Genomic DNA, 13533 nt, shown 5'->3' on the forward strand with positions numbered 1-13533 from the left:
GCGCCCCTGCCGGTCAGCTGCGCGGAACCTGCCGCAGTTCGGCCAGCGGACGCGGAGCGCCCTCGCGCAACACGTCGGGATCCGGCACCGGGTCGCGGACGCCCTCGGTCAACGTCGCCAGGTTGTCGGCGAAGGCCTGCTGGGAGGTGGGCGGGTACCAGTCCACCGGTGCGTCGGGGCCGTCCGTCGGCGCCTCGGGCGGGTTCGGATCGGCCTGCCCGACCAGCGCCGCCCGCAGGGCGTCCAGGTCGAAGTCGCGGTAGGCGTCCTCGCGCAGCGACGTGCGCAGCCGGCCGGCCAGGTCGACCAGATTCTCCGCGGCCACCCGGGTGCGCAACCACTGCTGCCGGCGCCACTGGGCGTCGGAGGCGAACCTGCGGCGCAGCCGCATGCCGGCCACCACCCCGCGCAACGCGAGCGAGGCGATGTCCGAGCGGGTCATGAACAGGTTGTTGCCGCCCTCATAGCCGCGTTGCCTGACCACGGCGATCCGGGCCTGGAAGGCCGGCATCTGCAGTTGCGCGTTGTCCCGCCACTGCAGCGACGTGCCGATCACCGCACCCAGGAAACCGCTCATCGCCCGGGCCAGTGGGCTGTGCAGGGCCTTGGCCGCGCGCGCGTCGCCCAGCAGGTAGACGTCCTGATGGGCCGCGCCGGCCGGGTGGGTGGCCAGGTCGATACCGACCGTCGGCCACAGCGGCAGCGGCGAGTCGAACATGTGGATGGGGAAGTTCGAGGTGACCCCGCCGTCGGTGAGCCACAGCTCCTGCGCGACCGGGGCGGTGCCGGCCCGGCCGGGGAAGCGGAGTTCCTCGCCGTGCCGGGACAGCCGGGCGCCGAACTCGGTCCGCACCGGCTCGGAGCCCTCGCGCAGCTCGTACAGCCGGACGGCCTGGAACAGCGCCGGCAGCGCCAGCGATGCCCGGGTGGCGAACAGCACCGGCAGGTCCCAGGGGTCGGGGAACGGGTAGAGGGTCACCTCGAGCCCGGTGCCGAGTGAGCGGACGCGGCGGGGCCGGGCGCCGAGCGTCATGGCGTCGATCACCGGCTGGGGCAACAGGCCGGTCAGGTCGCCCGGATCGAACCACAGCCGCTCGGCCTCCTCATCCTCGGCGGCGACGGCCGGCAGCGGGAAGCGGTAGGGCGACCGGCGGACCAGCTCGGTGCTCATCAGCTCGAGGTTGACCGACCGCAGCCGCGGGTCGTCGGACGCCCGGCGTCCGGCTCCGTCGGGGTCGCCGGGGGTGTACTGGCCCCCCGCCCACAGGTGGCCGAAACGCAGCACCTCGCCGTCGCCGAGTCCGGCCAGGTCGGCCAGCGCACTCGACAGCCAATCGGTCAGGTTCGCCGCAACGGTCGGGCGGGGCAGGATGCCGGCTGCGCCGTCGAAGACCCGCGCCAGGCGTCCGCGCCAGGTGGCGTCGTCGGTTGCCGCACCGGACCCACCGACCAGGCCGAAACGGTGATCCTTGGCGGTCGCCGAGAAGGTCGCGATGCCGATGATGAACCCGACCAGGACGAACGCCATCTCGGCCACCAGGACCACCAGCGTGATCAGCAACCCGACGGCGCCCAGAGCGTGCACGGCGGCCAGCACCCACCCGGTCGCGGCGACGACCACGACGACCAGGCTGCGCACCCAGTCCGTCTCGGCCACCGGCGGCGGGGGGACCGGCACGGGTTCGGCGAAGCCGGCCGGCGCCGCCCGGGGCGCACGCCGGGGGAGCGTCAGCACCAGCGCCACCAACGGGATCAGCCAGGCGAACGACAGCCACAACAGCAGTGCCGACCACGCGTAGTTGCCCGGCGACCACCACGGGCCGGGGCCCCAGCGCCAGGGCGCGCTCACCGACAGCACCAGCGGCGCGATCAAGAACGGGCCCAGGGTCAGCGCCAGCGCCTTCAGGTCGAGGCTGACCAGCAGCAGCAACGCACCCCGGACGTACTGCCGGCGCATCGCGGCCGCGATGACCCGGAACAGGGGCAGGCCGGCCAGTGTCGGCTTGAACAACTGCACCAACCGGAACTCCTCGGCCGCCTGGGGCCGGTCGGCCTGGGTGAGCCACCCGGCCACCTCGGCCAAGCCCGCGAAGCCCTGCCGCAGCCGGCCCTGGGCGACCTGTTCGGCGGTGCGCGCGTCGTCCCGGCGCGCGCCGCCGGCCGCGCGCACCCGGCCCAACTCGGCCGCCGCGGCCAGTGCGGCCGCGATCGCCCCGGCGGAGGCACCACCCAGGTTGCGGAACCGGAACTGCCGGGCCAGCTCGCACAGGGCCAGCGGATAGATCACCCCGCTCGTGGTGCCGCCCTTCATCGTCACGTCGAGGCTGCGGCGGCAGTACTCACGCTGGGCAGCGGTGAACGCCTCGCCGGAGCCTGAGCCGGCGTCGATGGTCGTGGCGGGCGGTGCGTGCAGGTCGGGCTCGACGGCGAGGGCGTCGGCCAGCCGGTAGGCGTCTGGATCGAGCAGCGGTGGTTGCTGCTGCGGTTCCTGCCACAGCCAGCCGTCCGGTTCGTGAAGCTCGTACCCAGTGTAGTCGGAGAGTTCGTCGGGGCGGTCGTGGTGCCCCTCGTGCAGCACCCGGTTCAGGGTGGTGACGGCGGCGTCGTTGCGGGGTACGGGCATGGCTCCTCCAGCTTCCGGCCGGGACGGACGAACTGAGGAGTCGCCGTCCGGCTGAGGAAATACTGCGCCCGAACCGGTGTGCGACAGTAGAGCAATGGTCACGATCATGGAGATTCCACCGCTGAGCGACGTGGACGACGCCAACGGCTGGGCGGTGCTGGCCGAGAACGCGCTGTGGAACGACGAACTGGTGTCGATGCTGGGCTACGACGACCTGAACGACAGTGACACCGCCGCGCTGCGGTTGGCGGTGCCGTCCTCGCGGACGGTGCGGCGGCGCTGGGTTGCTCTGCTCGACCCCGACGACCGCGGCATCGTCGTCGGCGCGGCGAACGCAACCCTGCCCGTCCGGGACAACGCCGACCTGGCAGGTGTCGAGGTGATCGTGGCGCCCGAGCATCGCCGGCGGGGGATCGGCTCGGCGTTGCTGGAGCGTGCGGAGCAGTGGGCGGGGGCCGAGGGCCGGCACACCCTGCAGTCGTGGGCGACGGTGCCCGGAATGGTCGCCGAGGACGCCCCGTCCGCACTGCGGCCGACGCTGGGCAGCGGGGCGGTCGACCTGGCGGCGGCGTCCACCCTGTTCATGCAGGCGCGGGGGTACAGCCTCGAGCAGGTCGAGGTGCATTCGATGCTGCGGCTGCCCGTCCCGCCCGAGGTGATCGACCCGCTCGAGGCGGACGCCGCGGCGCACGCCGGCGGGTACCGGCTGGTCAGCTGGCAGGGCGAGTGCCCCGCGGAGTACGTCGACGACTACGCCACACTGCGGATCGCGATGGTGGACGCCCCCCTCGCCGGCCTGACCTTCGAGGCCGAGACGTGGGACGCCGACTCGATCCGCGAGGTAGAGCAGCGGGTGCGGCAGGGGGGCTATCTCACCCTCACCACCGCCGCCCAGCACGAGGCGTCCGGCGCGCTGGTGGGGTTCACCCAGTTGCAACGGCTGGCCGAGCGCGACGGGTCGGCCATTCAGGAGGACACGGTGGTGATCGCCGGTCACCGCGGCCACCGCCTGGGCATGCTGCTGAAGACCGCGAACCTGCGCCTGCTGGCCAGCACCTGGCCCGCGGTGCGTCGCATCCACACCTGGAACGCCGACGAGAACGACTACATGCGTTCCATCAACATCGCCCTGGGCTTCCGGCCCGAGTCGTCCGAAGGGGCCTGGCAGAAGCGCCGCTGAGCGCTGAACCGTCCCCCCGGTCCACCTCAGTCTTCGTGTCCGCCGGCTCCCCAGTGCAGGACGTCGTTGGCCGACCGCAGGTGGGCCTCCACCGTGTCCGCGGCGCCGGGCTGGTCGCCGACGGCGATCGCCGAGTAGATGGCCCGGTGCTGGCCGCGCAGCGTGGCGGCCAACTCGGGCCAGTCGCCGTGCTCGCGGAACGAGGCCAGCACCATCGACCGCATCGAATGCCGGATGGCGGTGGTCATCTCGGTGATCAGCGTGTTGTGCGCCGCCTCTGCCATTGCCACGTGGAAGTCGGTGTCGAGTTCGTTGAACACGGCCAGGTCGCCGGTCTCGGCGTCCATCTCGTCGAGCAGTCGAGACATGGTCGCCAGGTCGCTCGCGGACGCCTGGCGCGCGGCCAACCGGGCGCTGCGCCGTTCGAGCATGATCCGGGTCTCGAGCACGTCGTCGATCGGGAAGTTCGCCAGCGCCATGTGCAGCCGCAGGAACTGGGTCAGCGCCTTGCTCGGCATCGAGGTGAGGAAGGTGCCCGAATCGGGCCCGACGCCCGCCCCGGAGCGAACCACCCCCTGCGCCTCCATCGCCCGCATCGCCTCGCGGACGGCGGCCCGGCTCACGCCCAGGGCCGCGGCCAGGTCGCGTTCGGCGGGCAACTGATCGCCCACCGACAAGACCCCGGACGTGATCTGTTCCTCGATCCGCTTGATCACCAGTTCGTAGGCGCGAGTTCGGGGAATAGGCTGCCACTTCACGGCGGCGGGGCCACGCTTGGGGGGTACCACGCGGCCAGTGTGGCATCCGTGCTTGACAGTTGGCCACCAACCGTCTTACTTTTCTTTGGTCTGACCTTTACAAGGGAGTAGCAATGGTCGCGACTTCACTCACCCAGGCCCTGCGCCAGGCGGTCGGCGACGATCCCGTCACCGACCGGCCGATCGACGTCGCCCGGTTCTCCCACGACGCGTCCCACTACCTGCTGCGGCCGCAGGCCGTCGTGCTGGCCAGGGACGCCGCCGACGTCTCCCGGGCCGTCGCCGTCGCCCGTGCCCACCACGTCGGGGTGACCTTCCGTTCCGGTGGCACCTCGCTGTCCGGCCAGGGCGTCTGTGACGGCGTCCTGATCGACACCCGCCGCGGCTTCCGCGACGTCGAGGTGCTCGACGGCGGCGCCCGGGTGCGCTGTCAGCCCGGCGCCACGGTGCGGGCGGTGAACGCCCGGCTGGCCGCCTACGGCCGCATCCTCGGCCCCGACCCCGCCTCGGAGATCGCCTGCACGATCGGCGGCGTGGTCGCCGACAACTCCTCCGGCATGGCCTGCGGCACCACCACCAACACCTACCGCACCCTGGCCGGCCTCGAACTCGTACTGCTCAGCGGCACCGTCATCGATACCGCCGCCCCGGACGCCGACGCGCACCTGAAGGCGGTCGAGCCCGAGCTGTGGGAGGGGCTGGCCCGGCTGCGCGACCGGGTCCGCGGCAACCCCGAATCGGTGCGCACCATCGAGCACCAGTTCTCGATGAAGAACACCATGGGCTACGGCATCAACAGCTACCTCGACTTCGAAGAGCCGGTGCAGATCCTCGCCCACCTGATGGTCGGCTCCGAGGGCACCCTCGGGTTCATCGCCTCGGCCACCTTCCACACTGTGCCGCTGTTGCCGAAGGCGGCCACCGCGCTGCTGATCTTCGACTCGATCGGACGAGCCACCGACGCGCTGCCCGCCCTGGTCGGGGCGGGTGCGCGCACCGCCGAACTGATGGACGCCGCCTCGCTCAAGGTGGCCAAGGCGCTGCCCAACCCGCTGGACGCCCTGGTCACCCTCGACATCGACGCCCACACCGCACTGCTGGTCGAGGCGCAGGGCGCGGACGCCGACGAACTCGCCGCCCGGGTCGCCGACCTGGACGCCGTGGTCGGCCGCCTCGGCGGCCTGACCGACCTGGGTCACCCGGCCGCCTTCTCCGCCGACCCGCTCGCCCGGGCCCGGGCCTGGCAGGTCCGCAAGGGCCTGTACACGGCGGTGGCCGGCGCCCGGCGTCCCGGCACGACGGCGCTGCTGGAGGACATCGTGGTGCCGATGCCGGCGCTCACCGGCACGGTGGCCCACCTGGCGCAGCTGTGCACCAGCCACGGTTACCGCGACTCGGTGATCTTCGGCCACGCCAAGGACGGCAACCTGCACTTCATGATCGACCCCGACCTGCGCGACCCCGCACAGGTCGAGGCGCTGGCGGTGTTCACCGAGGAGTTGGTCGACCTGGTGCTCGGCGTCGACGGTTCACTCAAGGCCGAGCACGGCACCGGACGCGCCATGGCGCCGTTCGTCGAGCGGCAGTACGGCCCCGAGTTGTACGACGTGATGGTGGCCACCAAGCGGCTGCTCGATCCGGACGGCGTGCTCAACCCGGGGGTGATCATCGGCACCGACCCCAAGGCCCACCTAGTCGATCTGAAGAAGCCCGAACTGGTCGACGGCCAGGTCGACCGCTGCGTCGAGTGCGGCTACTGCGAGCCCAGCTGCCCCAGCAAGGACGTCACCACCACCCCTCGCCAGCGGATCGCCCTGCTGCGCGACGAGAAGGCCGGCTTCGCCGGTATCGAGGCCGACTACTCCTACGAGGCGGTGCAGACCTGCGCGGCCGACTCGCTGTGCCTGCTGGCCTGCCCGGTCAGCATCGACACGGGTGTGTTCATGAAGGACCACCGGCGGGAGGCCCAGCCGGCGCTGGCGCAGAAGATCGGCGTCGGCCTGGCCGACCATTGGAAGCCGACCCTGGCCACCCTGCGGGCCGGGCTCACGGTCACCGACAAGGTGCCCGGGGGCGTGCTGGCCGCGGTGACCGACACCGTCCGAAAGGTGCTGCCGACCGACCTGGTGCCCCGGGTCGGAGACGACCTGCCCGGCCCCGGCCGGGCCCGGTCGAAGCTGTCCCCGGCCGGCCCTGCCGAGCCCGAGGTGGTGTTCTTCGCCTCCTGCATGGGTGAGCTGTTCGAGCCCGCCGACGGGCCGGACGCCCCGGGCCCGGCCCACGCCTTCCTGGCCCTGTGCGAGCGGGCCGGGGTCGGTGTGACGTTGCCCAAGGACCTGCCCAGCCTGTGCTGCGGCACGGTGTGGCGCTCCAAGGGCCTGGTCGACGGCGCCGCCGCGATGGCGGTGCGCACCGCCACGTCGCTGCTCGAGGCGTCCGACGAGGGCAGGCTGCCGGTGGTCTGCGAGGCCAGCTCGTGCACCCACGGCCTGCACACCCTGGCCCACGACCTCGAAGTCGGCGGCGAGGACGCCTTGGCCCAGCGGGTGAAGGCGCTGACCGTGATCGACTCCACCCGATTCGTGGACGAGCGGGTGCTGCCCGCGCTGACCGTGGCCGACAAGCTCGGCCGGGTCGTGCTGCACCCGACCTGCTCCGACCGCCACGCCGGCGACGTGGCGCACCTCACCAACGTGGCCGCGGCCTGTGCCGACGAGGTGGTCGTGCCGTTCGACGCCGGCTGTTGCGCCTTCGCCGGCGACCGCGGCCTGCTGCACCCCGAACTTACGGCGTCCGCGACCGCCCGCGAGGCCGCCGAGGTCGGCTCGGGTACCTTCGACGACCACCTGTCCTCCAACCGGACCTGCGAACTGGGCATGTCCCGGGCCACAGGCCATCGCTACCGCCACGCGATCGAGCTCTTGGAGGAGCTCACGCGCCCTGTTTCCCGCTAGTACCTCAACGACCTTCTCGGAGACCTCATGACCTACACACCGCAGATCTCGCCGCTCGGGCCGCTGTGGCTCTCGGCGATCGTGGCGCTGTTACCCCTGCTCACGATCTTCATCACGCTGGGCTGGCTGCGCTGGAAGGCGCACTGGGCCGGCCTGACCGCGGTCGCCGTCGCGATCCTGGTCGCCATCTTCGCCTGGCAGATGCCGCCGGTACTGGCGCTGCTGTCGGCGACCCAGGGTGGCGTCTTCGGCCTGTTCCCGATCATGTGGATCGTGTTCACGGCCATCCTGCTCTATCAGATCACCGTCGTCAGTGGTCGCTTCGAGGACCTGCGTGCGGTGTTCGCCCTGGTGAGCGACGATCCCCGGATCCAGGCCATGCTGATCGCCTTCTGCTTCGGCGGCCTGCTCGAGGCGCTGGCCGGTTTCGGCGCCCCGGTGGCAATCACCGGTGTGATGCTGATGGCGATCGGCTTCTCGGCGCTGCGCGCCGCGGTGGTCGTCCTGGTCGCCAACACCGCCCCGGTCGCCTTCGGCGCCATCGCGATCCCGATCATCACCGCCGGCAACCTGACCAAGATCCCCTACCAGCAGATCGGCGCCTACGTCGGACACCAGACCCCGCTGCTGGCCTTCCTGGTGCCGCTGATCCTGGTCTTCCTGGCCGACGGCAAGCGCGGCTTCAGGCAGTTGTGGCCGGTGGCGCTGGTCACCGGTGTCGCCTTCGCCATCGCCCAGTGGGTGTCGGCGACCTGGCTGTCGGTCGAGCTGACCGACATCATCGCCTCGCTGGTCGGCCTGGCTGCCGCGGTGGTCTTCATGCGGTTCTGGAAGCCCGAGGGCGGCGCGGACGCCCTCGCTTCGCTGCACGCCGACCGGGACGCCGAGCTGGCGTCCATGAGCGAGAAGGAGCGGGCGGCGCTGCCGAAGCTGCACGACGAGCAGATCGACCCCAAGAGCCTGACCGGTGGCCGCATCTTCATGGCACTGTTCCCCTACCTGCTGGTGATCGCGGTGTTCTCCGTGACCAAGCTGATCCCGTCGGTGAGTGCCTGGCTGGCGTCCACCGACATCAAGATCCACTGGCCGGGCCTGGACGGGAACATCCTGAAGGCGGACGGCACCGCCAGCGCGTCCACGATCTACAACTTCCAGTGGCTGTCGTCGCCGGGCACCTCGCTGCTCATCTCCATGGTGATCGTGGCGATCGTCTACCGGGTGGCCGCGGGGGACGTGTTCAAGGAGATCTGGGCCACGTTGGTCAAGCTGCGGTTCTCCATCCTCACCGTGGCCTCGGTGCTGGCGCTGGCGTACGTGATGAACCTGTCGGGCCAGACCATCACCATCGGCACCTGGATCGCCGGCACGGGTGCAGCGTTCGCCTTCTTCTCGCCCGTCCTGGGCTGGATCGGCACCGCGGTGACCGGCTCGGACACCTCCGCCAACGCGCTGTTCTCCACCCTTCAGCAGACCGCCGCCAACCACGCCGGCATCGACCCGACCCTGCTGGTCGCGGCCAACACCTCCGGTGGCGTGGTCGGCAAGATGATCAGCCCGCAGAACCTGACCATCGCGGCCACCGCGGTCGGCCTGCTCGGACGCGAGTCCGACATCCTGCGCAAGGTGCTGTGGTGGAGCATCGGCATGCTGGTCGCGCTGTGCCTGCTGGTCGGCCTGCAGTCCACTCCGGTGCTGTCCTGGATGCTGCCGGTGTTCTGACCCGATCACAACGGCCGGGCGCCCCCCAACCTGCCCGGCCCGTCCCACTGATCGGCGGGTGCCCCCCACCCGTCCCGGTCCCCAGTGAAGAAGAGCGCCCCGGTCCCACCGGGGCGCTCGTCACTTCCGGGGGTTGGTGACGGGGTCGCGCCCGACATACCGCGTCGATAGTGCGCTCCTGTGGTTGTCCGGTCGGGCAGGATGGGCACATGGTGACCTCAGTCCTCCCCGACGGTGCCCGGCGGGTCCAGGCCCGGCTGGCCGAGCTGGGCCATCCGCACGAGCCGGTCATGCTCGCCGACAGTGCCCGCACCGCCCAGGACGCCGCCGACGCGCTGGGCGTCGAACTGGGCCAGATCGTGAAGAGCATCATCTTCCGGCGACGGGTGGACGACGCGGCCGTCCTGGTCATGACGTCGGGCGACCGGCGCGTCGACGAGGAAAAGGTCGCCATGAAGGTCGGTGAACTGTCCCGCGCCGACGCCGCCTTCGTGAAGAAGTCGACGGGCTTCTCGATCGGCGGCGTTTCGCCGGTCGCGCACGCCAACCCGAGCGTGGAACTGATCGACACCGAACTGTTCCGTTTCGACGTGATCTGGGCCGCCGCCGGCCACCCCCACGCTGTGTTCAAGTTGACCCCCGACGACCTGATCCGCCTCACCGGGGCCCCGGTCGCCGACGTCACCGCCTGAACCGTCACCCCGGGCGGACCGTCATCCCGGGCCCGACCCGGATCCCCGCGCCGTGCTCAGGCCTCCATCCACAGGCAGAACGGGTGCCCGGCCGGGTCGAGGCAGACCCGGACGTCGGCCTGGGGCTGGAAGGGTGCCATCCGGGCGCCGCACTGCAGGGCGTGCCGCAGGCCGGACTGCAGGTCGTCCACCTGGATCTCCAGGTGCACCTGCATCTGCTGCTCGCCGGGCTTGGCCGGCCAGGCCGGCCGGGCGTGCTTCTTCTCCAGCTGGCAGGCGATGCCGACCCCGCCGTCGGGGTTGCGGACGCCCACCCAGGTGGGGTCGTCGGTGGGACCGAGTTGCCAGCCGAGCAGCCGCGCGTAGAACCGCGCCAGCGACGCCGGGTCGGGCGCATCCAGGGTCACGGTGCTCAATCGGATGCCCTGCATGCGCCCAGCCTCCCACCCCACGCCCGGCGGGTCGAGCCGCTCAGGCCCTGATCAGCAGCTCGCCGTGCAGCAGCGTGAACCAGCCGTCCTCAGCGGCCGCCCAGGTGCGCCAGGCGTCCGCGATCTTCTCCAGCTCGGATGCCTCGGCGAGCCCCGCGGCCAGCAACTGTTCGGCCACCGCCGAATGCAGGATGCGCTCGGCCAGCCCACCCCCCAGGCGGCCCGGGACTCCTCGTCGGCGTAGCACCACACCGAGGCGGTGGCCGTCACCCGCGTGGGGTCGGCGCCGGCCGCCAACGCCCAGCCCAACAGCCGTCGTCCGGCCTCCGGCTCGCCACCGTTGCGCCTGGCCAGGTCACGGTACAGGGCCAGCCAGCGATCGATCCCGTCGGCCTCGGGGAACCAGGTGAAGGCCGCATAGTCGGCGTCCCGGACCGCCACGACGCCGCCGGGCCGGCAGACCCGCAGCATCTCGCCCAGGGCTGCGACCGGATCGGCCAGGTGCTGCAGCACCTGATGCGCGTGCACCACGTCGAAGCTGTCGTCGGGCACGTCCAGGGCGTGGATGTCGCCGGCCAGGTACTCCACCCCGTCCACCCCGGACGCCTCCACGCCGGCCCGGGTGTGGACCAGCACCTCCTCGGACGTCTCCAGGGCCACAACCCGACCGGGGGCCACCAGCCGCGCCAGGTCGGCCGTGATGCTGCCCGGGCCGGCTCCGACGTCCAGCACCGACAACCCCGGCCGCAGCGCCGGCAGCAGGTACGCGGCCGAGTTGGCGGCGGTGCGGGTGCGGTGCGAACGCAGCACGCTCTCGGCGTGGCCATGGGTGTAGCTGGGGGGCATGCCCGCACGCTATCCAGCCGGTCGGCGTCGGTGGCTCGAAGCGGGCCGCGGTGGATGCTCGATGCCGCGCGTGGACGGGGGAGAGGCTGATCCGCATCGTCCTGCCACTACCAAGCTATAGCCCACCCGGGGGCTTGCCGCAAGGCCCCCCACCGGCCCCACAATCGTGCGCTATGCCCTCTGTGAACCACGCCTTCGACCTTCCGCCACGGCTGTCCGGCAAGGCCGATGCCCGGCTGATCGGAGCCGACGAACAGCACTTCGCCGCCATCGCGGCCACCCTGGCCGAGCAGGTCCGCAGGCTGAGCGACGACCTGGCCGAGTTGCGGCTCGCTCCGGCCGGCAGGGGTCGCGGGGCACTCGACCGCGACCTCGAGATCCACCGGCTCAGTGCCCGGCTGCGGCTGCTGCGTCGCTACGGGCTGGATGCCTGCCTGGGCCGGCTCAGCTTCGCCGACGGTTCCGCCGAGGCGTACGTGGGGCGCCTCGGGCTGACCGACGCGGCCGGAGGGCACCTGCTGGTGGATTGGCGCACGCCGGCCGCCGAGCCGTTCTTCGCCGCCACCCAGGCCCACCCGCAGGGGGTGACCGTGCGGCGCCGCTACCGGTGGTCGGCCGGCCGGGTCACCGACTACCACGACGAGGTGCTCGACCCCGGCGAGCTGCGGACGCCGGTCGCACCCGACGACGACTCGGCCCTGCTCGCCGACCTCGCCGCCAGCCGTTCCCCCCGGATGCGCGACGTGCTCTCCACCATCGCCGCCGATCAGGACGCCGTGATCCGCGCCGGCTCGCGTGGTGCGCTGGTGGTCGACGGGGGACCGGGCACGGGCAAGACGGTGGTCGCCCTGCACCGCGCCGCCTACCTGACCTACGCCGACCCCCGGCTGGGTGCCGGCCGGGGCGGCGTGCTGGTGGTCGGTCCGCACGAGCGGTACCTCGCCTACGTCAGCGACGTCCTGCCCAGCCTGGGTGAGGAGGGCGTCCGCACCTGCACGATGCGTGAACTGGTGCCCGAGGGTGCCGAGGCGGTCGACGAGGCCGACCCGGAGGTGGCCCGGCTCAAGGCGTCCGGCCGGCTGGTCGAGGCGGTCGAGCCTGCCGTGGCGCTGTACGAGGAGCCGCCGACGCAGACGTTCCTGGTCGAGACCTACTGGGCCGACCTGCCGGTGGCGGCGGCGGACTGGACGGAGGCGTTCGCCGCGGTGGACGCCGGGACGCCGCACAACGAGGCCCGCGACCAGGTCTGGGAGGCGTTGCTGGAGATCCTGCTCGACCGGCGCCCCGACGATGTCGAGCCGGACACCCTGCGCCGCGCACTGGAGACGCACGCGGAGCTGCACCGGGCGTTCAGCCGGGCCTGGCCGATCCTGGAACCCACCGACCTGGTCGCCGACCTGTGGGCGGTGCCGGCCTACCTGCGGCGCTGCGCCCCCTGGCTGGACGCCGATCAGCGCCGCGCGCTGAAACGACCCGAGGGATCGCCGTGGACCACGGCCGACCTGCCGTTGCTGGACACGATGCGGAGCCGGTTGGGCGACCCGGGGGCGTCGGCGAGGAATCGTCGCCGGCGCGCGCAGGAGGCCGCCGACCGTGCCTACATGGACGACGTGGTGCAGCGCATCCTGGAGGCCGACGACGACCCGGAGTCCGGCCTGAAACTGCTCAACCGCGGCAGCATCCGCGACACGCTGGTGCACGACGACGCCTTCGAGGATCTGGCCGCCGACCCGCTGGCCGGGCCGTTCGGGCACGTCATCGTCGACGAGGCCCAGGAGCTCACCGATGCCGAATGGCAGCTGCTGCTGCGACGCTGCCCGTCGCGCAGCTTCACCGTCGTCGGCGACCGGGCGCAGGCCCGGCGCGGGTTCACCGAGTCGTGGGCGGACCGGCTGACCCGGGTGGGCTTCACCGACGTGCGGGTGGCGAGGCTCAGCATCAACTACCGCACGCCGGTGCAGGTGATGGCCGCCGCCGAGCCGGTGCTGCACGCCATCCTGCCCGACGCCGAGTTGCCGACGTCGATCCGCAGCGACGGGCGGGAGGTGCTGCGCATCTCCCGCGCCGAGCTGCCGGCGCTGCTCACCCGCTGGCTGGCCACCGAGGACGGCATCGGCTGCCTGATCGGCGTCCCGGCGCCCAACGAGGTGGCGCCCTCGGAGCGGCTGGCGGTGCTCACCCCGACCACCGCCAAGGGCCTCGAGTTCGACCTGGTCGTGCTGCTCGAGCCGGACGGCTGGGGTGGCCGGCTCGAAGCGGCCGTCGACACCTACGTGGCGATGACCCGGGCCACCCAGCAGCTGGTGATCGTGCAGGGGTAGGGCGCGCTG

Annotated in this window: 9 protein-coding genes; 5 read left to right on the top strand and 4 right to left on the bottom strand. The window is 72.1% G+C overall.

Features of this window, described 5'->3' with window-relative positions; translation table 11 throughout:
- Positions 1-13: 13 nt before the first annotated feature.
- Positions 14-2623 carry a patatin-like phospholipase family protein gene (locus OIE40_RS00680; RefSeq protein WP_264698835.1) on the bottom strand — a complete coding sequence of 870 codons (2610 nt, stop codon included), beginning with the start codon at positions 2621-2623 and terminating at the stop codon, positions 14-16.
- 94 nt (positions 2624-2717) lie between these two features.
- Between OIE40_RS00680 and OIE40_RS00685 the strand changes: the two genes are divergently transcribed.
- Complete coding sequence (locus OIE40_RS00685; protein WP_264698837.1) at positions 2718-3803, top strand: GNAT family N-acetyltransferase; 1086 nt, start codon at positions 2718-2720, stop codon at positions 3801-3803.
- Positions 3804-3829: 26 nt separating this feature from the next.
- On the opposite strand, the gene OIE40_RS00690 is transcribed toward OIE40_RS00685, so the two are convergent.
- Positions 3830-4591 (bottom strand): FadR/GntR family transcriptional regulator, encoded by a 762-nt coding sequence (locus OIE40_RS00690; RefSeq protein ID WP_264698839.1) that lies wholly within the window; start codon positions 4589-4591, stop codon positions 3830-3832.
- 83 nt (positions 4592-4674) lie between these two features.
- On the opposite strand from OIE40_RS00690, the gene OIE40_RS00695 reads away from it, so the two are divergent.
- From OIE40_RS00695 to OIE40_RS00705, 3 genes are all read left to right on the top strand, one after another.
- Positions 4675-7515 (top strand): FAD-binding and (Fe-S)-binding domain-containing protein, encoded by a 2841-nt coding sequence (locus OIE40_RS00695; RefSeq protein WP_264698841.1) that lies wholly within the window; start codon positions 4675-4677, stop codon positions 7513-7515.
- Positions 7516-7542: 27 nt separating this feature from the next.
- Positions 7543-9234: an L-lactate permease gene (locus tag OIE40_RS00700; protein ID WP_264698843.1), complete on the top strand. Its 1692-nt coding sequence runs from the start codon at positions 7543-7545 to the stop codon at positions 9232-9234.
- 209 nt (positions 9235-9443) lie between these two features.
- Entirely contained in the window at positions 9444-9926 is a 483-nt protein-coding gene (locus OIE40_RS00705) for a YbaK/EbsC family protein (protein ID WP_264698845.1), read from the top strand.
- Between the two features lie 56 nt (positions 9927-9982).
- Here the strand turns inward: OIE40_RS00705 and OIE40_RS00710 are convergent, their stop codons facing one another.
- Together OIE40_RS00710 and OIE40_RS00715 are read right to left on the bottom strand one after the other, a co-directional pair.
- Complete coding sequence (locus tag OIE40_RS00710) at positions 9983-10357, bottom strand: VOC family protein (protein ID WP_264698846.1); 375 nt, start codon at positions 10355-10357, stop codon at positions 9983-9985.
- Positions 10358-10408: 51 nt separating this feature from the next.
- Positions 10409-11203 (bottom strand): class I SAM-dependent methyltransferase, encoded by a 795-nt coding sequence (locus tag OIE40_RS00715; RefSeq protein WP_264698848.1) that lies wholly within the window; start codon positions 11201-11203, stop codon positions 10409-10411.
- A gap of 173 nt (positions 11204-11376) precedes the next feature.
- On the opposite strand from OIE40_RS00715, the gene helR reads away from it, so the two are divergent.
- Complete coding sequence (helR, locus tag OIE40_RS00720) at positions 11377-13524, top strand: RNA polymerase recycling motor ATPase HelR (protein ID WP_264698850.1); 2148 nt, start codon at positions 11377-11379, stop codon at positions 13522-13524.
- Positions 13525-13533 lie beyond the last annotated feature (9 nt).

The organism is Micropruina sonneratiae, assembly GCF_025972045.1.
GTDB classification, from domain to species: Bacteria; Actinomycetota; Actinomycetes; order Propionibacteriales; family Propionibacteriaceae; genus Micropruina; species Micropruina sonneratiae.

Coding starts and splice junctions, on each gene's coding strand:
- OIE40_RS00680 (WP_264698835.1), bottom strand. CDS start 2,623: ATGCCCGTACCCCGCAACGACGCCGCCGTCACCACCCTGAACCGGGTG.
- OIE40_RS00685 (WP_264698837.1), top strand. CDS start 2,718: ATGGTCACGATCATGGAGATTCCACCGCTGAGCGACGTGGACGACGCC.
- OIE40_RS00695 (WP_264698841.1), top strand. CDS start 4,675: ATGGTCGCGACTTCACTCACCCAGGCCCTGCGCCAGGCGGTCGGCGAC.
- OIE40_RS00700 (WP_264698843.1), top strand. CDS start 7,543: ATGACCTACACACCGCAGATCTCGCCGCTCGGGCCGCTGTGGCTCTCG.
- OIE40_RS00705 (WP_264698845.1), top strand. CDS start 9,444: ATGGTGACCTCAGTCCTCCCCGACGGTGCCCGGCGGGTCCAGGCCCGG.
- OIE40_RS00710 (WP_264698846.1), bottom strand. CDS start 10,357: ATGCAGGGCATCCGATTGAGCACCGTGACCCTGGATGCGCCCGACCCG.
- OIE40_RS00715 (WP_264698848.1), bottom strand. CDS start 11,203: ATGCCCCCCAGCTACACCCATGGCCACGCCGAGAGCGTGCTGCGTTCG.
- helR (WP_264698850.1), top strand. CDS start 11,377: ATGCCCTCTGTGAACCACGCCTTCGACCTTCCGCCACGGCTGTCCGGC.